The organism is Pedobacter sp. NJ-S-72 (genome assembly GCF_053890575.1).
On the sequence record NZ_CM132681.1, the window covers coordinates 5,087,819 to 5,105,189 of the forward strand.

General features: G+C 37.6%; 20 protein-coding genes, 1 tRNA gene and 3 pseudogenes. 13 read left to right on the top strand and 11 right to left on the bottom strand.

Translation table 11 applies throughout. The annotated features are described in order from the left end of the window. Positions 1-46: 46 nt before the first annotated feature. Positions 47-472, top strand: a complete 426-nt coding sequence (locus ACWYN3_RS33505) for a hypothetical protein (RefSeq protein ID WP_456218105.1) — start codon at positions 47-49, stop codon at positions 470-472. 50 nt (positions 473-522) lie between these two features. Here the strand turns inward: ACWYN3_RS33505 and ACWYN3_RS33510 are convergent, their stop codons facing one another. Beyond that, entirely contained in the window at positions 523-2,304 is a 1,782-nt protein-coding gene (locus ACWYN3_RS33510) for a DNA polymerase III subunit gamma/tau (protein ID WP_456218106.1), read from the bottom strand. Between the two features lie 276 nt (positions 2,305-2,580). On the opposite strand from ACWYN3_RS33510, the gene ACWYN3_RS33515 reads away from it, so the two are divergent. The 7 genes and pseudogenes from ACWYN3_RS33515 (at position 2,581) to rplI (ending at position 7,477) form a co-directional block, all read left to right on the top strand. After that, positions 2,581-3,102: a carboxypeptidase-like regulatory domain-containing protein gene (locus ACWYN3_RS33515; protein ID WP_456218107.1), complete on the top strand. Its 522-nt coding sequence runs from the start codon at positions 2,581-2,583 to the stop codon at positions 3,100-3,102. Continuing rightward, positions 3,062-4,990: a TonB-dependent receptor gene (locus ACWYN3_RS33520; protein ID WP_456218108.1), complete on the top strand. Its 1,929-nt coding sequence runs from the start codon at positions 3,062-3,064 to the stop codon at positions 4,988-4,990. The genes ACWYN3_RS33515 and ACWYN3_RS33520 overlap by 41 nt, the downstream gene beginning before the upstream one ends. 165 nt (positions 4,991-5,155) lie before the next feature. Further along, the gene (locus ACWYN3_RS33525) at positions 5,156-5,587 is read left to right on the top strand and encodes a hypothetical protein (RefSeq protein ID WP_456218109.1); all 432 of its coding nucleotides are present in this window, start codon (positions 5,156-5,158) and stop codon (positions 5,585-5,587) included. Continuing rightward, positions 5,587-6,318, top strand: a complete 732-nt coding sequence (locus ACWYN3_RS33530; RefSeq protein WP_456218110.1) for a hypothetical protein — start codon at positions 5,587-5,589, stop codon at positions 6,316-6,318. Before ACWYN3_RS33525 ends, ACWYN3_RS33530 begins: the two co-directional genes overlap by 1 nt. 78 nt (positions 6,319-6,396) lie before the next feature. Continuing rightward, complete coding sequence (gene rpsF / locus ACWYN3_RS33535) at positions 6,397-6,759, top strand: 30S ribosomal protein S6 (protein ID WP_037444035.1); 363 nt, start codon at positions 6,397-6,399, stop codon at positions 6,757-6,759. After that, positions 6,759-7,022, top strand: coding sequence for a 30S ribosomal protein S18 (gene rpsR, locus ACWYN3_RS33540; RefSeq protein ID WP_008244392.1), 264 nt, complete (start codon positions 6,759-6,761; stop codon positions 7,020-7,022). Before rpsF ends, rpsR begins: the two co-directional genes overlap by 1 nt. A gap of 9 nt (positions 7,023-7,031) precedes the next feature. Continuing rightward, positions 7,032-7,477 (top strand): annotated as a pseudogene (gene rplI, locus ACWYN3_RS33545) (50S ribosomal protein L9). Between the two features lie 59 nt (positions 7,478-7,536). On the opposite strand, the gene ACWYN3_RS33550 reads toward rplI, so the two are convergent. From ACWYN3_RS33550 to tal, 3 genes are read right to left on the bottom strand one after another with little or no spacing between them, the layout of a single operon-like run. Next, the gene (locus ACWYN3_RS33550; RefSeq protein WP_456218111.1) at positions 7,537-7,830 is read right to left on the bottom strand and encodes a hypothetical protein; all 294 of its coding nucleotides are present in this window, start codon (positions 7,828-7,830) and stop codon (positions 7,537-7,539) included. Positions 7,831-7,865: 35 nt separating this feature from the next. Beyond that, on the bottom strand, positions 7,866-8,096 hold the full coding sequence (locus tag ACWYN3_RS33555) for a transaldolase family protein (RefSeq protein ID WP_456223248.1): 231 nt from the start codon (positions 8,094-8,096) through the stop codon (positions 7,866-7,868). Continuing rightward, positions 8,047-8,967 carry a transaldolase gene (gene tal / locus ACWYN3_RS33560; RefSeq protein WP_456218112.1) on the bottom strand — a complete coding sequence of 307 codons (921 nt, stop codon included), beginning with the start codon at positions 8,965-8,967 and terminating at the stop codon, positions 8,047-8,049. Before tal ends, ACWYN3_RS33555 begins: the two co-directional genes overlap by 50 nt. Before the next feature lie 141 nt (positions 8,968-9,108). On the opposite strand from tal, the gene mtgA reads away from it, so the two are divergent. Then, positions 9,109-9,837 carry a monofunctional biosynthetic peptidoglycan transglycosylase gene (gene mtgA / locus ACWYN3_RS33565; RefSeq protein ID WP_456218113.1) on the top strand — a complete coding sequence of 243 codons (729 nt, stop codon included), beginning with the start codon at positions 9,109-9,111 and terminating at the stop codon, positions 9,835-9,837. 23 nt (positions 9,838-9,860) lie between these two features. Here mtgA and ACWYN3_RS33570 read toward each other — a convergent pair whose 3' ends face one another. Beyond that, a complete protein-coding gene (locus ACWYN3_RS33570) occupies positions 9,861-10,340 on the bottom strand; it encodes an ABC transporter ATPase (protein WP_456218114.1) in 480 nt (159 codons plus the stop codon). A 51-nt stretch (positions 10,341-10,391) separates the two neighbouring features. Here ACWYN3_RS33570 and ACWYN3_RS33575 point away from each other — a divergent pair, with 51 nt between their 5' ends. Beyond that, positions 10,392-10,598, top strand: coding sequence for a hypothetical protein (locus ACWYN3_RS33575; RefSeq protein ID WP_456218115.1), 207 nt, complete (start codon positions 10,392-10,394; stop codon positions 10,596-10,598). Continuing rightward, complete coding sequence (locus ACWYN3_RS33580; protein ID WP_456218116.1) at positions 10,567-10,869, top strand: hypothetical protein; 303 nt, start codon at positions 10,567-10,569, stop codon at positions 10,867-10,869. The genes ACWYN3_RS33575 and ACWYN3_RS33580 overlap by 32 nt, the downstream gene beginning before the upstream one ends. On the opposite strand, the gene ACWYN3_RS33585 is transcribed toward ACWYN3_RS33580, so the two are convergent. From ACWYN3_RS33585 to ACWYN3_RS33595, 3 genes and pseudogenes are all read right to left on the bottom strand, one after another. Continuing rightward, a complete protein-coding gene (locus ACWYN3_RS33585; RefSeq protein WP_456218117.1) occupies positions 10,793-11,632 on the bottom strand; it encodes an MBL fold metallo-hydrolase in 840 nt (279 codons plus the stop codon). The genes ACWYN3_RS33580 and ACWYN3_RS33585 overlap by 77 nt on opposite strands. Next, positions 11,622-12,422, bottom strand: a complete 801-nt coding sequence (locus ACWYN3_RS33590) for a (Fe-S)-binding protein (protein ID WP_456218118.1) — start codon at positions 12,420-12,422, stop codon at positions 11,622-11,624. The genes ACWYN3_RS33585 and ACWYN3_RS33590 overlap by 11 nt, the downstream gene beginning before the upstream one ends. A gap of 26 nt (positions 12,423-12,448) precedes the next feature. Beyond that, positions 12,449-13,754, bottom strand: a pseudogene (locus ACWYN3_RS33595) (4Fe-4S dicluster domain-containing protein). Positions 13,755-13,965: 211 nt separating this feature from the next. Between ACWYN3_RS33595 and ACWYN3_RS33600 the strand changes: the two are divergent. Together ACWYN3_RS33600 and ACWYN3_RS33605 are read left to right on the top strand one after the other, a co-directional pair. Further along, positions 13,966-14,038 (top strand) — tRNA-Phe (locus ACWYN3_RS33600). Between the two features lie 313 nt (positions 14,039-14,351). Next, a complete protein-coding gene (locus ACWYN3_RS33605; protein WP_456218119.1) occupies positions 14,352-14,786 on the top strand; it encodes a sigma-70 family RNA polymerase sigma factor in 435 nt (144 codons plus the stop codon). 239 nt (positions 14,787-15,025) lie between these two features. Here the strand turns inward: ACWYN3_RS33605 and ACWYN3_RS33610 are convergent, their stop codons facing one another. From ACWYN3_RS33610 to ACWYN3_RS33620, 3 genes and pseudogenes are all read right to left on the bottom strand, one after another. After that, complete coding sequence (locus ACWYN3_RS33610; protein WP_456218120.1) at positions 15,026-16,081, bottom strand: hypothetical protein; 1,056 nt, start codon at positions 16,079-16,081, stop codon at positions 15,026-15,028. Continuing rightward, positions 16,033-16,455: a hypothetical protein gene (locus ACWYN3_RS33615; protein ID WP_456218121.1), complete on the bottom strand. Its 423-nt coding sequence runs from the start codon at positions 16,453-16,455 to the stop codon at positions 16,033-16,035. Before ACWYN3_RS33615 ends, ACWYN3_RS33610 begins: the two co-directional genes overlap by 49 nt. Positions 16,456-16,506: 51 nt before the next feature. Continuing rightward, positions 16,507-17,085: pseudogene (locus tag ACWYN3_RS33620) on the bottom strand (outer membrane beta-barrel protein); the annotation flags it as partial. Positions 17,086-17,371 lie beyond the last annotated feature (286 nt).

Consider the following 17,371-nt stretch of genomic DNA (forward strand, 5'->3'; position numbering starts at 1 on the left):
ACAAATGAAGATTAAGTAACGTTATATTGACATAAAACATTAAGCTATGGTTACAGACACAAATAATGCAGGTAACGGTAAAGGATCTGGAGATAAAATCCATAATTCTGACTTAGGAGAGACAAAAGATTTTAACCAGTTATCTTTTGATAAAGAGAAGAATAGTTACGAGCTTGATGTAAAAGGTCCTGATAAGGATTATGATCATCCGCTTCCATATGATACTACGGCAGAGAATGGTGGTGATGAAAATTCAGATTATGACGAGGCTAACCCTTATGTAGGAGATGAATATGCAACCTGGGCAGAAAAAAGGAAGGCTGAACTGGATAACCAGGGGATGCACATTGATCATGGACATATTGTAGAAGTCAATGCTGAGGATGAATTTTTGGCAAGGACACCCGAAGATGACAGGACAGATCTGGATGAAGAAGGTTATCCGTTAAATGATGAACCTAAATTAAGGTAACAAATCCAGGTTAAGTCGTTTACGCAGCTCTTCAAGCTTAGGGTTCTTTTCTAAAAGGTAATGGTATTTTTCGATGCTGGTGTATAACCTGTTTTCAATTTGTTCTCTACTCTTTTAGTGACGATTCCTAGACTGAAGTTTTTTAACCTGGTTCTCAAAAAGTTCAGAAACTCTACCAGTTCATTTTGAAGGATACTTTCCTGTGCAAGATTGGTAATCGATACGGTAATCTGCTCAGGACTGGTTAGCTCCGGATCATTTGTAGTCAGGATGGTATAGAAGTTGATTTTATTTTCCTCCTTGATCTTCTGTGTATATTCTTTCCAGAGAACCATCAGATCGTCATGTGTAAAAGGTTCTTTATCCTCTCCGAATACAAATTTTGGTTCATCACTTTCTATACCACCCGCTGCATTTGTCAACGCAGTAAGAGATGGAATTAAAGTCCCTCCAGTCATATTTCCGGCAGAATTTGGCTTTAACGCAATCTTGTTAACAGAATTTAAATTCGGGGTTACCGAAACGCGGTTAGCACCAGATGGGATAGCTGGTGTCTGTGACGGAGCAGGCTTAGGAGCGGTTTCTACCGGTTTAGCAGCCATTTCTGCGGGAGGTGGCAGAGGCTCTGGCCTTTCCATATTCGCAGCAGATTCAGTTTTTACATTTTTTTTTTTTTTAGTCTGATCTGTGTCAGTTGCTGTTGTAGAAGCTGTATGGGGGAGTTGTGCAAGTTGCAGGACTGATGGAATATGGCACATCTTGATCAGTGCCAGCTCCACCTGTAATCGCTGGTTCTTGCTGTTTTTATAAGTAAGGTCACACTGGTTAGCCAGATTGAGCGCAGTAAGGATAAACGATACTTGTATCTGCTGACTTTGTGTAATATATTTTTGCTTTATGTTTTCGCTGACTTCCAGTAGTTTAACTGTCTGCGGGTCTTTGCTGACCAGCAGGTTTCGCAAGTGACTTGCCAGTCCGTTGATGAAATTATTTCCGTCAAAACCATTATTCAGAATTTCATCGAATAAAACCAGTGCCAAACTTACGTCTGCGCTGTTAAGGTATTGGGTTAACTTGAAATAGTAATCGTAATCAAGGATATTCAGGTTGTCAATTACTGATTTATAAGTCAGGTTCTTATTGGTATAACTAACAATCTGGTCAAACATTGAAAGGGCATCACGCAAACCACCATCTGCCTTTTGAGCAATGATATGCAGCCCGTCTGCTTCCACAGTAATCTGTTCGCGGATAGCGATTTTATTCAGATGGCCTGAGATGTCATCTACCTGGATTCTGTTGAAGTCAAAAATCTGACAACGTGAAAGAATAGTTGGTAAAATCTTATGTTTTTCTGTTGTCGCTAATATAAATATAGCGTAAGAAGGTGGTTCTTCCAATGTTTTCAGGAATGCATTAAATGCATTGGCCGAAAGCATGTGTACCTCATCTATAATATAGATTTTATATTTACCTGCCTGTGGCGGAATACGAACCTGTTCGATCAGGCTACGGATATCGTCTACTGAGTTATTGGACGCGGCATCCAGTTCATGGAAATTGAAAGAATGGCCGGTTTGAAAAGAAACACATGAATCACAGGTACCGCAGGCTTCAACTTCAGTGGTTAAATTGGTGCAGTTAATCGTTTTGGCAAGAATCCTTGCACAAGTCGTTTTACCTACACCTCTTGGACCGCAAAATAAGAATGCCTGGGCAAGCTGATTATTTTTGATCGCATTTTTTAAAGTTCCGGTAATGTGGTTTTGTCCGACAACGGTTTCAAACGTTGCTGGACGATACTTACGGGCCGAGACAATAAAATTTTCCATTTCACTGCGAAATTATAAAATTTTTATGGAGCAGAAGGGATTTTTGGCAAAATAAAATGAACCAGACATAATTATAGCTGGCATTAGGTGCAATTCAATGAATTGCGATGATTAGTCATGTTGTGTTTATTTTTTTAGTAATGTGCAATAATTAAAATTAGTTTAATCTAATTTATTAGATTTGCACAAACTAAAAATATAATTCAATTATGCTGAAACTCTATTTTAAACAATTGATCGTCATTTCGTTTCTTTTTCTTTTCTTTCCATAATTCGATGGCACAGGATATAGAAATATCCGGGGTGGTTAAGGATATCAATAGTAATGAAGCTATCGGTGGCAGTAATGTGAAGCTTAAAAACTCTAAGCGGTCTGCTGTTGCTGATAAGCAGGGGAAATTTCAATTGTCTGTTCCACAACAATTGAACGGAGGAAGACTTCTGATCTCTTATCTTGGTTATAAACCTGATACTATATTAATTGATACGAATAAAAGGTTTTATGAAATATTACTGAATACAAAAGCAGATGCGCTTAATGAAGTAGTTGTGACTGGTGTATCAAGGGCGACATTGTCCAGGGAAAACCCCGTGCCGGTTGTCAGTGTCTCTAAAAAGAAGATCGAGCAATCTTCGGAGAGCAATATTATAGACGTACTGGTTAGAAATGTTCCGGGGCTTAACGCTGTAAAAACCGGGCCTAACATATCGAAACCTTTTATCAGAGGTTTAGGATATAACAGGGTATTGACATTATATGATGGAATCCGTCAGGGAAGGCCAGCAGTGGGGAGATGAACATGGAATTGAAGTGGATGCCTATAATATTGAACGGTCTGAAGTGATTAAAGGGCCTGCGAGTTTAATGTATGGAAGTGATGCGCTTGCAGGTGTGGTTAGTCTGATGTCATCAATGCCAGCTCTAACTGATGGTCAGCTCCATGGTAAAGTGCTTTCTGAATATCAGAGTAACAATGGTTTAATTGGAAATGGTGCTGGTTTGTTTTATGCAGAAAATCGTTGGTCTTTTGCATTAAGGGGTTCTTACCGTATTGCTGAAAACTACAGCAATAAGGTAGATGGCAGGGTTTATAATACAGGTTTCAGGGAAACAAATGCGTCAGCAACTGCCCGTTATCAAACCAGTAAGGGCAATTCGACTTTTAACCTGACCCTTTATGATAATATCCAGGGAATTCCGGATGGCAGCCGTGATTCGCTGACCAGAAAATTTACCCGTCAGATCCATGAAGGAGATCTTGATGATATCAAGAGCCGTCCCGTTGTTTCCGACGAGTTGTTAAATTCTTACCAGATGAGTCCTTTACATCAGCATATTCAGCATTACCGTATCTATAGCAATAACCATTATGCAATTGGCAAAGGGGATATTGATGTGATGCTGGCTTTCCAGCAAAACATTCGCAGAGAATACAATCACCCTACGATGACTGATCAGGCTGGGATGTTTGTCAGGTTAAATACTATAAATTATGGAGTGAAATATAATGCCCCTGAAATATTGAACACTGAATTAACTTTTGGTATCAACGGGATGTATCAGAATAACCTCAATAAGAATGCGACAGATTTTCCAATTCCAGACTATAACCTGTTTGATGCAGGAGCTTATGTTTTTGCCAAATGGAAATATGAAAGATGGACAATCGGAGGTGGGATAAGATCTGATTTACGTTATTTAAATGCCCATGATTTTTATACTTCGACCAATCCTGAAACGGGTTTCGGTCAACAGGTTTCTAAGGCAGAAGATCCAAAGGCGAACTTACAATTTCCATCTTTCAGCAAGTCTTTTGGCGGGGTTTCATTAAGTCTGGGAACTACCTATCAGCTCAGTGATGAAGTTAGTTTGAAAGCAAATATTGCAAGAGGTTATCGCGCGCCAAGTATTACAGAATTTGCTTCTAACGGATTAGATCCCGGAGCACATATTGTTTATCTCGGGAATCGTGACTTTAAACCTGAATTCTCTTTACAGGAAGATATTGGTGCAGATATAACCTTGAAAGATCTGTCCGTATCATTCAGCATTTTTAATAATAATATTCAAAACTATATTTACCTGAGCCAATTGTTAGATGCAGGTGGAAATCCAATCATTAGTGCACAGGGTGATAAAACTTATCAATATCAACAGGCTTCTGCTCAGCTTTATGGATTCGAGGCTACCTTTAGTCTGCATCCTGAATCATTAAAGGGCTTTTCATTTGATAATTCATTCTCAGTAATTCAGGGATATAACAGGAAAGCAATATTTAAAGACAAAAAAACAAGTGGAGAATATTTACCGCTTATTCCGCCAGTAAGGTTATTGAGCAGTGTTAGCCAGGATGTAAGGTTGAATTCAAAACTGTTTTCCGGACTGAACTTTAGAATAGAAGGAGAATACAATGGAGTACAAAACCGTTACTTAGCTTTAAACGATACAGAAACCGCTACTTCATCGTATCTGCTTTTCAATATCGCTGCCGGAGCTACAATCAATTATTCAAAGAAACATTCATTGCAATTGCAGATACAGGCTAACAACTTATTCAATGAGATTTATCAGTCTAATTTGAGCAGGCTTAAATATTTAGAAAATTATGAGGAATCATCAAATGGATATAAAGGGATACAGGGTATTGGAAGAAATATTGGAGTAAGAGCTATCTTTTCATTTTAGAGAAAATTAAATATACCTTTTTTTTTTTTTATGTTTACTTATATAATTAATCACCGTATTTTAACTTAATTAATGAAACGCTTCTCTTAGTTTTTTTTATTAGGCATACCAGCCTTATCTTCAGCTCAATCCAATTTTCAAAAAGGATATATTGTTAACAATGTCATGGATACGCTCAGAGGGTATATCGATTATAAAGAATGGAGTTTAAATCCATCTTCAATGGCTTTTAAGACTGATCCGGATGCAGGAATTCAGGATTTTAATGTAAAAAATTCTCTGGCCTGGTCAATTGACGGGCTGGAATCTTTTCAAAAGTATGAGGTAGATATCAGTATGAGTCAGATAGGTCTTGATCGTCTTTCTGTAGGGCCGGACAATTCAAAAAAGAAAGCTGTTGTCTTTTTAAAAGTATTGCAGACAGGTAAAAATGCCACGCTGTTTTCTTATACAGATGCAATTAAGCAAAGATTTTATCTGCTGGAGAAGGGTGAACAGACTCCTTATGAATTGGTGTCACAAGTATATCTTAAATCGAAAGAAGAGAGTATGATGGTTACCGACAACCGTTATGTGAGACAATTGGCACACAGGTAATGAACAAATTTAACGTTGGTACAGCAGCAGAACAACGGAAACTGGAATTTTCGAGCTACAGAGAAAAAGAATTGATGAGTGCTGTTGCAGTAATTAATGAACAGCAATTGGTGAAAACGAAACATTCAGGGGTGAGGTTTTTTGCAGGTGCAGGTTTGAATATTAGCAATGCACACTATAAAGGGGACACTCCTTTTGCCTTGCCGGATGCTAAAAGTAAAGTTTCATTCATGCCTTTAATTACTACTGGTATTGATGTATTAGCTAATCCCGCTATAGGTAAGCTGATTTATAGAATGGAACTGTCTTTACTGATAAGTAAAAATGAAAATACGGTCAGTGAAGTTTCTCCTTCCAAAAATAGTATGACCCATGCTTTTAACCAGGTAACTGTTAGTTTTGCTCCCCAGGTTATTTATAACCTGTATAATACTGAGCGTTTAAAATTCTTTGTAGGTGGTGGGGTAGGATTGAACCTTTCAGGCTATAGTAATCATCAAAAAACTACGTTATATTATGGTGCCAAAAATGAGACTGTATTTCTTGATAAGAAGATAGATCTTGAGGCATTTAACTTCTCTCTGCCTTTTACAGCTGGTTTGGTCTTGAATAAAAGAGTAGAGATTTCTGCAGGTTATTCTTTTTCTTCACCTATAACAAACTACAGTCTCTTCAGTATTAATATGCAGCGTTGCCGGATTGGTGTTAATTACCTGTTTGGCAAGCTTTAAATGTTTTGAATTGTAGAAAATTATTCCTAAGTTTGCATCCCTGTTTAAGACAGGATTTAACATAAAATAATCATAACAATGAATCAGTACGAAACTGTTATCGTTCTAACCCCGTTGTTGTCAGAAGAAGTTGCGAAAGAAGCATTAGCGAAATTCAGCAAAATCATCACTGACAGCGGTGCCGAAATTGTTCAAGAGGACAATTGGGGTTTGAGAAAATTAGCGTATCCGATTGAAAAAAAAGCAAGCGGATTTTTCCACCTTACAGAATACAAATCTTCAGGTGAATTAATTAACAAATTGGAATTAGAACTAAAACGCGATGAGCGTGTTCTTCGTTTCCTTACCATTAGATTAGACCGTCACGCGGTTGCTTATAATGAAAAGAAACGCAGTGGTGCTTTTAACAAAAAACCTAAGAAAGAGGAGGCTGCAGCATAATGGCTAAAGATCAGATACAATATGTTACCGCTCCAAAAGTGGACGATAACAGAAAAAAATATTGCCGTTTCAAAAAGAATGGTATTAAATATATTGATTATAAAGACGCAAACTTCTTGTTAAAATTCATCAATGATCAGGGTAAAATTTTACCTCGCCGCTTAACCGGTACTTCATTGAAATTTCAACGTAAAGTGGCTCAAGCGGTTAAACGTTCTCGCCACATTGGTTTGTTACCTTTCGTTGCTGACCAATTAAAATAAGAGCTGAACATGGAAATTATATTAAAACAGGACATCAAATCTCTTGGAGAGAAAGATGATATTGTAAAAACGTAAAGCCAGGTTACGGACGTAACTACCTTATCCCACAAGGATTCGGTGCTTTAGCTACTCCATCTGCTAAAAAAGTATTAGCAGAGAATTTGAAACAAGCAGCGTTTAAACAAGATAAAATTAAGAAAGATGCTGAAGGTATTGCAACTCGTTTAACTGATGTTAAATTGAGTATCGGTGCTAAAGCTGGTGAAACTGGTAAAATCTTTGGTGCAGTAAACACTATTATGATTGCTGATGCATTAAAACAACAAGGTTTTGATGTTGACCGTCGCCGTATCACTTTCGAAACTGAACCTAAATTTGTTGGTGAATATATCGCTAACTTAAACTTACACAAAGAAGTGAAAGTTAAAGTTCCTTTCGCAGTTGTAGCTGAGTAATCTCATCTTAAACGAATATAAAAAAAGCGTTCCGATTATCGGAACGCTTTTTTTATGCTTTAGATTCTTCTTCTTTTCGATCTGTTTTCGTCAATTACTCTTCTGATTTCTTTGATGTCTTTCTTCGAGAATCCGTGAATTTCTACCTTATTGCCATTCACAAACAAACGCAGGGTCGCAAATCCAATCATCGGAGAATCGACTTCAATTGAAGTAATGTCTTCGTAATTCAGATATTTAGAGTCCCCGCTAAATAAACCTGGTACTTTTATCTCAATACTATTTTCTTCTAAATAGATCTCTGCTGGAAAAACCTTGTTTCCCTCTGAGAGCCTTGATGCTGTAAACTTCATTTTCTTTGATCTGAATGTAACGGCAAATCTAGTTATTAAGCTAATTGTTTTTGCTTTTCTATTGCATTTAATAATTTCTCATAAGGAGCATTGAATTTTTCTATTCCCTCATCTTCGAGTTGCTGGGTAAGTCTGGCCAGATCGATCTCTTCATGACGTAGTTGTGCTAATATAGCTGATGCACCATCCAGGTCTATTTCCAGCCTATTCTCCGGATCACCATGATCCTTGTAAGCTTCCAGTGTTTCTATAGGAAGGAATTGTATCTACAGTATCAGGGCCAATTAAGGCTTCTACATATTTAGTATCCTTAAAGGCCGGGTTTTTACTGCTTGTACTCGCCCAAAGCAAACGCTGAGGTTTTGCACCAAGAGCAGCCAGTTTTTTCCATCTTTCTCCGCTGAATACCTGCTTATAAATCTCATATGCTTTTTTCGCAGAAGCGACGGCAACTTCACCTTTTAGCTCACCCAGATGTTTTTCTTCCAGTATAGGGTCAATTAAAACATCTATACGGCTTAGAAAGAAGCTCGCTACGGAAGCAATATCTTTAATGGGTTCTCCATTAGCAGCACGTTTCTCAAGCCCCTCTATGTAGGCATCAGTTACTTTTTTGTAACGTTCGAGTCCAAATAATAAGGTGACATTGATATTTAGTCCTTCAGAAATAGTTTTTTTGATTGCAGCCAGTCCAGGTTGTGTACCCGGAATTTTAATCATTACATTTTTACGGTCTACTTCTTTCCATAGCTGTAGAGCCTGTTTGATCGTACCTTCGGTATCTAATGCCAGGAGTGGAGAAACCTCAAGACTTGCATAACCGTCACTGCCTTTTACTTCCTCATTATAGACAGGTAATAATAAGTCTGCCGCCTGCTGGATGTCTTTAATGGCCAGACGGTAAAAAATATCTTCGTTGCTTATTTTTTCTTTTGATAATTCTGCTATATCGGCATCATAATCAGAACTGCTGCTAATCGCTTTTTCGAAAATTGCCGGGTTAGAAGTTAAACCTCTTACGCCATCAATTGCTATCAGCTCTTTTAATTTACCAGATTTGATAATTTCACGATCAATAAAGTCGAGCCATATACTCTGACCATAATCATGTATTTTTTTTACTTTATTCGCTTCCATGTTGTATTCTTTTAATTAAAAACAAGTGAGAAGTCTGAATGTTTATAATGCTTTAAATCTATGCGCTCGCATGACAAATCTCAGCAAACAATTTTATCATCCCAATTTAAACAGTTTCTAATTTTTTATTACCTTTGGGCGATGGCTAGAAAACGTGGTAAAAGCAGTAAGTCAAGAAAATTCGATTTCAGGAATTTACCGATATTAATAGGGAAATGTATTTTATGGTTTTTCTTAAGCACAATCCTTTGGGTTCTGGCTTACAGGTTTATTAATCCGCCTTTTACTTCTTTAATGATCTTACGTAATATTGAGCGTAAATCTGACGGTAAAACCTTTAAAACAGAAAAGGAATGGGTAAAGCTGAGTGAAATGTCAGATCAGATTAAGCGCGCTGCTATTGCTGGCGAAGATCAGAAATTTGTTCATCACTGGGGCTTCGATATGAAGGCTATTGGCCGTGCATATAGTGCTAACAAAGAAGATAGCACAAAGGTTAAAGGAGGAAGTACCATATCTCAGCAAACGGCCAAAAATGTGTTTCTATGGCCTGGAAGATCCTGGGTACGTAAAGGTTTTGAAGCTTATTTTACCGTTTTGATTGAGATGATGTGGAGTAAACAAAGGATATTGGAAGTTTATCTCAATGTTATAGAGATGGGGGATGGGATTTATGGTGCTGAAGCCGCTTCACAAAGCTATTATGGGAAGTCATGCCGGAAACTGAACAGATCTGAAGCGGCATTAATTGTTGCTTGTTTCCCTAATCCATTGCGCTGGACCCCTTCACATCCTACCTTGTATATCAGGCATAAACAATATCTGATTATGAAAAATATCAGAAACCTCGGACCCTTGAAATTTAAGTAAATATCGAATAAGGCTTTCGCGGATTAAAGTAAATCTGCGAAGACCTTGTTATGCCAGCTCTCTTTAAAAGGAACTTCCCATTTCGTTTGGAAGTCTTCTAATGTTTGAACCATATTGTTAAATACAATAGAATCCGGTGTTATATTCTTAATGCTGATTAGTGTTTCAAAATCTTCTTTATTTACAACAATCACCTTTCCATCAATTTTGTAAGCCATATTGAAACGGTTAAATAGATCCGCCCCGTATTCGCTTTCAATTCCTTTGATGATGCGTACTGAGGCGTCAATAGAACAGCCTGTAGCACCAGCAGTAGCTTCATCTACAGTGAAAATTATAAAATAATTGTACCTGATTTCTGCTTTAGCCTGTAGCTGATGGCCATGGGCTTTCCATTGTGCAGTAAAACCGTCTAATTGTTGTTGAATTGCACTAACCTCCTGGTCACTGAATTCACGATCGCTCTGATAGATCCAAACTTTTGATTGTGGAGAAAAACTCATATCACAAATTTAACATTTTATTTAAATTGATTTACCCAAATAGCAATTGAGATGAAAAAGTTTACAATCTCCTTAAAAATAGTTGCATGTGTCCTGCTGTGTGCTGTTTTTCTTTCTTTTTCAATTGATGGACCGACTGAAGAGGAGGCTGTTTATGTTCAGCAAAAATTAGATGATCATTACAATATGGAGGCGAAAGGAGGGATTGTTAAGAAGTACGAACTGCATGTTACTAACACTGGATTTTGGCCGGTATAAGTGTTTTTTTAACAATGGAAAGATAGAGTATTTCTCTTTTAACTTTTTAAAGTACAGGGATATAGATTACTCAGGGACTTCACAATCTGGTACTTTAATCCTGCGGACAAAAGGTGATGATGTGATCGTACAGACTTATAATGATAGTAAAGGTGGGGATATTGATAGTATGGCCACTTTCATGGCCATACCACTTAAGAATATTGAGCCCGAAGAGTTGAATCAGCTGATGGAGAAATTTCAGCAGATGAGCCAGAAGCTCCGGAAATAGTAAATAACGGAGTTTCCATATCACGCGAAGCTACAATGATCATCGTATCCTGTGCATGTTCTTTAAACAGGGTTTCCACTAAAAGAGGATTGTTATTATCTTTTGATAAATGAGCAAGTAACAAATGCGTCAAATTAGCCGGACGGGAGGTTGTGAACAGTTCTAAAGCCTGCTTGTTACTTAAGTGACCAAAACCATCACTAATCCGCTTTTTCAGATAATAAGGGTAATTTCCGTTCTGTAAAAGCTCTTCATCATAATTTGTTTCCAAAAACGCAGCATCACACTGTTTGAAGTGAAGTGTCAGCTGTTCACATACGATACCAAGATCTGTAAAAACGCCTACTTTAATATCCCCGCAGGAAACCATAAAACTATGTGGTTCTGCAGCATCATGGATTTTAGGAAAACAAGTGATTTGTAATGATCCTATTGGTATAACCTGGTGACTGGAGAAAGAATTTACTAAATCTTCTGGTAACTCCAGTTTGCTATTGCCTATTGTTCCCGGAGTGATATAAACCGGGATCCTGTATTTTTTAGCCATGACATTTAAACCACGGATATGATCACCATGTTCATGGGAAATGAAAATAGCTTTTACTTTGCCCATGGATAAACCCAGACGAAGCATTCTTTTTTCTGTTTCCCGGCAGGATATTCCAGCATCTATCAGTACGGCCTCCTGTGCATTACCTACATAATAACAATTGCCGTTACTGCCCGAATTTAAGGAAGTAATAAAAAGAGGGTTACAACCCATTTGCTCTTACAGTAATTTCTGCTATATCTAATACCTGGACATTTTCATTCTGTTCTTTCATTTTAACACCATCGCTTAGCATAGTCATACAAAAAGGACAGCCAGCAGCAATAATATTAGGGCTGGTTTCCAGCGCTTCTTCAATTCTTTCGATATTGATATCTTTGTTACCTTTTTCTGGTTCCTTGAACATTTGGGCACCACCAGCACCACAACAAAGACCGTTAGACTTGCAGCGTTTCATTTCAACCAATTGTGCGTCCAGAACCTCCAAAGCTTTTCTTGGGGCTTCATATACACCATTACCACGGCCTAAATAGCAAGGGTCATGGTAAGTGATTTTTTTACCTTTAAAGCTTTCACCTCCTTCAGCTTTCAGTTTACCATCGTTGATCAGATCCTGAATCAATTGCGTATGGTGGATCACATCATAATTACCACCCAAACCAGGGTATATTTTTTTGATGGTATTAAAGCAATGCGGACAACCCGTAACGATTTTTTTAATATTGTAACCGTTCAGTACTTCGATATTGGTCATGGCCTGCATCTGGAATAAAAATTCATTTCCAGCACGTTTAGCAGGATCACCTGTACAGCTTTCTTCAGTTCCCAATACAGCATACTTGATGCCTACATGGTGAAGGATTTTACAGATATCACGTGTCGTTTTTTGTGCGCGTTCATCATAACTGCCTGCGCAGCCTACCCAGAATAAGATTTCAGGTTCTTCGCCCCTGGCAATCATCTCTGCCATTGTAGGTACTTCTATATTTAGTTTCTCGCTCATTATTCAGCTTGAGTAATAGATTAAAATTAGTTTTTTTTAGCCCAGTTCAGACGGTCAGCCGGAGAGTATTTCCATGGCGCACCGTTGTTCTCAATATTTCCAAGCATCGCATTGATACTTGATGGTGCCTGGGACTCCTCCATTACAGCATATCTTCTCAGGTCGGTAATAATTGCCAGAGGATCTATATTGATTGGGCAGGCTTCTACACAGGCATTACAGCTTGTACAGGCCCATATTTCTTCTCTGGTGATATAGTTGTCAATCAGTGATTTTCCATCATCAAAACCAGCTCCTCCGGTTTTATCAATGTTTTTACCCACTTCTTCCATACGGTCCCGGGTATCCATCATGATTTTACGGGGAGAAAGCAATTTGCCTGTAATATTAGCAGGGCAGACTGATGTACAGCGTCCGCATTCGGTACAGGTATAAGCATTCATGAGGTTTACCCACGATAAGTCATTCACATCTTTAGCACCAAATCTTCCTGCTTCTGCTTCAGGAGGAGTGAAGGATGGATCAAGCATCGCCTTAACCTCGTTGGTTACACTTTGCATATTGGTGAATTCACCTTTTGGTTCCAGGTTGGAGAAGTAAGTATTTGGAAAGGCGAACAGGATGTGAAAATGTTTAGAATAAGGAAGGTAGTTCAGAAAGAAAGCAAATACCTAAAATGTGAAACCACCAGCAGCCTCTTTCTATCGCAACCAGACTACCTTCACTTGCTGGCAGTAAGTTTTGTAAGAATTGACTTACCGGAAAAGAACCTGCTGTGATATAGTGATGTGCACCCAAAGCCTGTAATTTAGCATCTGCTGCATTCATCAGCAGAAATGCCGACATCAGCAGGATTTCTGTAATCAGGATATAATTAGCATCAGATTTTGGCCAGCCTTTCAGTTCAGGACTGTTTAATCTTTTTAGTTTTAAAATATTTCTTCTGATCAGGAAAATTGCACAGCCAACCCATACGCCTAAAGCCAGGATCTCAAAGGAACCTATCAAAAAGTTGTACAGACTGCCCAGACCTCCGAAAACACGGTGAGTGCCGAACATTCCGTCAATCATAATTTCGAGTACCTCGATGTTGATGATCACAAAACCTATATACACTACAAAATGCAGGGCAGCAGGGATCGGACGTACCACCATCTTACTTTTGCCCAAGGGCAGGGCAACTCTGATCATGGTCATCAATTTTTTTTTAGGCTGATCGGTGCGGTCTGCCGCTTTGCCGATTCTGATGTTGCGGATCACCTTTTTCAGGTTGAAGCTGAATAGAGCGATAGCCGCTAAAGTGATTGCTATAAATAGAATTTGTGAAATCATTATTTGGTTAATCTTTTACAGTCATGCTAAGTTAAAATAATTAGCAGTAAAAAAATACTATGCTTGCATAATTATTTCAAATTTAGAGCCGTTTTAAATAATTCTGAGCCGTTTTTAAATTATTTTCAGAAAAAGTTTTGCAATTCAAAAAAAGAAACTACATTTGCACTCCCAACCGAGGGGAACATGGTCAAACATGTTGAAATAAGATGGTGCGGTAGCTCAGTCGGTAGAGCAAAGGATTGAAAATCCTTGTGTCGCCGGTTCGATCCCGGCCCACACCACTTCTTCTAAAAGCTTCAGAGAAATCTGAAGCTTTTTTGTTTTAAAGGGTTTTTTATTTCCTGAGATCCATATAGATAATTCGTTTTAATAACTTAATGTTCTCTTAATATATACAAGAGTTTTGCCTGTTACTTTTGCGACCAAGAGATTCTTTGGTTAGCAAATGTCAAAAATAACAAACGATTTATCTGATAAGATTCTGCTGGAAAAGTACCGTAGTGGTAACACGGCTGCTTATAATGTGCTTTTTAAAAGATATTATAATGCGCTTTAAAAAATCTGAAAGAATCATGCGTAGCAGAAGAGCTTGTAATGGATGTCATGATGGGCTTATGGAAGAAGAAAGGAGAAATAATCATTGAAGAAGATCTTACAGCCTATCTCTACCGTTCTGTAAAGAATGCAATCTATAACCATTACCGTAAAAAAATACTACCTACTGTTTCTCTTGAGCTGGTCAGGGATCATCTGACTTTAACTTCTGCAGCTGTTGACCATGAACTGAACAGTAAAGAACTGGAGAGTTTTTACCGTCAGAAAATTAGTCAGCTCAGTCCGCAGCGCCGCAGAGTTTATGAACTCAGCAGAGACCAAGATATGAGTTATGCTGAAATTGCCAAAAATATGGATCTTTCGGTGAATACTGTTGAAAATTATATGGTGGCTTCACTTAGTTACTTTCGTAAGCAGTTAAATGAACATGCTGACTTTACACTCTCTATGGGGTCTGGCATTTGCCAGCCCTGATTTTAATTCATGATATTTTTGCAGTCAACAGATATTGCAATACTAATTTTATCTATTGTAGATGTAATCATATTAGTTATCATGCCTTTGATTGATAAAAAGCTTTACAGTAACAGATGAGTTATCAGGCATTTGTTTAAACCTTGATAAAACCTATTGATATCAAAAAGCCATCTCATATTGGACTGCCTCCAGTCCAATATGAGATGGCTTTTTATTTACTGAATAAAATATTCAGATTAATAGACCTGTTTTACTCTGCTTTCTCCAGAACCATAATAAAAGTTTACTACTTTTTTATCGCCTTTATTCATTAATAAAGAAGTATTGTTTATTTGTCTGTTTACAGCAATATTCAGGCTGTTGAAGTTCAGAGAATACGAATTTGAATACTGATCATAAAGGGCTGCTCTTAAGAATGCTCCCTTAGCATCTGGTAATAAATTCCCCGCGTCATCTCTTTTAAGCTGAAAATAACCAGATCCACCTTCATTAGAATAAGTGTAGGTTAATTTGCCATTTGAACCAACAGTTGCGATTAATTTTGGTGCGGTCTGGATTATAGACCCTGTTATGTCTACCAATTCTACATCAACCTTAGTATTAGGCTCATAGTTGTATTGATTAAGATCAGGGATGGTGTTATTATAATTATTGCTTACGACTCTTTCCATTTGATACTTGCTTCCAGTAGCTGATAAAAAAACTTGATTAGAGTAATAATTGTAATTTGGATTATAACCTTGAGCATATAGAGTTTTTCCTGCTTTGTCTGGAGCGACTTTAAAATAATAAGCACTTACTCCTGATGGAACTGTAGCATTGAAAGCATTTACGTTGAAATAGGTTTTTATAGTTGTGATTCTGGGTAGGCTATTAGGAAAAGAAGGAATTGCATCATCTTCGGTTGCACTCACATAAAGTTTTTGATCAGCAGCAATTTGTTCGAATGACAAATTATATCCCGCAGGGCTTGCTGGAACTTTTATAGAATAAGCTCCATCAGCAGTAGTATATGAAGGAAAATAAACAGTGTAAGATCCGGCTGTGCCTCCCTGGATAGTTGAAGAAGCAGTAACTAAAACATTAGCCCCTACTTTTTCTGAAGTTGCATTTGTTAAATCTGTTTCAATATATAAAGTACCAGAAATTTCATTTGACAAGTCTGTCGTATTCCATAATTTAGCTGCACCCTGAGTAATATTTCTTTGTAAAATCTGTGTTGCAGCATAACCTGTTTTTGAAATCAGGAAAGTGCTGGTTGGGAATAAATATAAAGACGAAAATGTAACCACTCCGTCTGCGCTTGTTTTGCCGCATATATTTTTCCTTCTGAAGAAACCGTAACGTCAGCTCCTGCAATTGGCGTGTTAGTATAAACATCAACAACAGTTACACTGTAATCTTGTTTTTTAGCATTTATAGCACTTTTAGTAGCTAAACTGTCATTCAGTTTAAGTTGTTCAAGGGCTGCCGTATTCAATAACTGTTGTAAGGCAGTTGCGCCTTTTTGCTTCAATGTTTCCAGGTCGATCTCATGCTGATATTTTAAATTCAGTAGGTCTTTTTGGGCATTGATGGCATCATTCTCGTTAAACTTATCCTTGCTGCAGCTTGCAATAAGGATGGTGAACGCCATAGCCATTAAAATAGTAAATTTTGACTTCATATTACGCTTTTTTATTTAAGTAAATTTTGATTTTGTGACTGAAAAATGGCCCTATTTGAGACCTGAGAGTGGCATAATGATGCCTAGTTTTGTCAGAAAAGAATTGGTTCTGATGTTTGTTCCAAAACCCACTTTTTCCATATAAGAATATTTATCCCTGGCTGTAGTTAACCCATTTAAGTATCTCATGTCTATGAGTAATAAGAACTTTGAGGTCAATGGCAATTTTAAATTTGCGCCGACTATTAGATTAATCCGTGAGGAATTGAATAGATTGGTTGCATTCTGCGATCCGCTAACTGTAGCGATTATATCTTCTCCAGGTAACAAATTACCAGTTTTCTGATACTTTTCGTTTACATTATAATTGTATGCATAACTTCCGCCTGCATATACTGAAGGTTTCCATAATGGCCTGATCTTAAATGTATAATTGATTAAAAGTGGGATTTCCAGACTATTGAGTGTATAAGAACTATTTTTGACATTTTTGGTCTCAAAGCTTTCAGGTAAACCAAGTCTGGTATCATCTTTAAAGCGAATCATCCGGCCACCCTGTTGCAGGCTATTTATTTCCAGTTGCAGACTTATTCCTTTAACCAGCTTATAGTTTGCAGAAATCCCCGCAGTATATCCATTGTTGAGCCAGTTTGCGGTTGTCCCTCAGTGAACTGATTTAAACTAAGACCTGCAGCTACTCCAATTTCAAGACGGTTCTTTAACGAATCCAAAAATTTATTGTGTTTGTCATTTTTCTGGCTGTTTTGGGCTGAAACAGTATATGTAAGAAAAAATATTAAGAGAAAAACGGGGGTGAATTTGGAAATTGCCTGATTATGAGATTTTTTTTTTTTTATTATAAAGTAACATTGAGAGCTTTAAGTGTTTTATTTTCCTAGAGAGCAAATATATTAAA

Coding starts and splice junctions, on each gene's coding strand:
- ACWYN3_RS33615 (WP_456218121.1), bottom strand. CDS start 16,455: ATGAAGTCAAAATTTACTATTTTAATGGCTATGGCGTTCACCATCCTT.
- ACWYN3_RS33580 (WP_456218116.1), top strand. CDS start 10,567: ATGTTACTAACACTGGATTTTGGCCGGTATAAGTGTTTTTTTAACAAT.
- ACWYN3_RS33590 (WP_456218118.1), bottom strand. CDS start 12,422: ATGAGCGAGAAACTAAATATAGAAGTACCTACAATGGCAGAGATGATT.
- ACWYN3_RS33605 (WP_456218119.1), top strand. CDS start 14,352: ATGGATGTCATGATGGGCTTATGGAAGAAGAAAGGAGAAATAATCATT.
- ACWYN3_RS33525 (WP_456218109.1), top strand. CDS start 5,156: ATGGATACGCTCAGAGGGTATATCGATTATAAAGAATGGAGTTTAAAT.
- ACWYN3_RS33530 (WP_456218110.1), top strand. CDS start 5,587: ATGAACAAATTTAACGTTGGTACAGCAGCAGAACAACGGAAACTGGAA.
- tal (WP_456218112.1), bottom strand. CDS start 8,967: ATGGAAGCGAATAAAGTAAAAAAAATACATGATTATGGTCAGAGTATA.
- ACWYN3_RS33570 (WP_456218114.1), bottom strand. CDS start 10,340: ATGAGTTTTTCTCCACAATCAAAAGTTTGGATCTATCAGAGCGATCGT.
- rpsF (WP_037444035.1), top strand. CDS start 6,397: ATGAATCAGTACGAAACTGTTATCGTTCTAACCCCGTTGTTGTCAGAA.
- ACWYN3_RS33520 (WP_456218108.1), top strand. CDS start 3,062: ATGATGGAATCCGTCAGGGAAGGCCAGCAGTGGGGAGATGAACATGGA.
- ACWYN3_RS33585 (WP_456218117.1), bottom strand. CDS start 11,632: ATGGGTTGTAACCCTCTTTTTATTACTTCCTTAAATTCGGGCAGTAAC.
- ACWYN3_RS33505 (WP_456218105.1), top strand. CDS start 47: ATGGTTACAGACACAAATAATGCAGGTAACGGTAAAGGATCTGGAGAT.
- ACWYN3_RS33575 (WP_456218115.1), top strand. CDS start 10,392: ATGAAAAAGTTTACAATCTCCTTAAAAATAGTTGCATGTGTCCTGCTG.
- mtgA (WP_456218113.1), top strand. CDS start 9,109: ATGGCTAGAAAACGTGGTAAAAGCAGTAAGTCAAGAAAATTCGATTTC.
- ACWYN3_RS33550 (WP_456218111.1), bottom strand. CDS start 7,830: ATGAAGTTTACAGCATCAAGGCTCTCAGAGGGAAACAAGGTTTTTCCA.
- rpsR (WP_008244392.1), top strand. CDS start 6,759: ATGGCTAAAGATCAGATACAATATGTTACCGCTCCAAAAGTGGACGAT.
- ACWYN3_RS33515 (WP_456218107.1), top strand. CDS start 2,581: ATGGCACAGGATATAGAAATATCCGGGGTGGTTAAGGATATCAATAGT.
- ACWYN3_RS33510 (WP_456218106.1), bottom strand. CDS start 2,304: ATGGAAAATTTTATTGTCTCGGCCCGTAAGTATCGTCCAGCAACGTTT.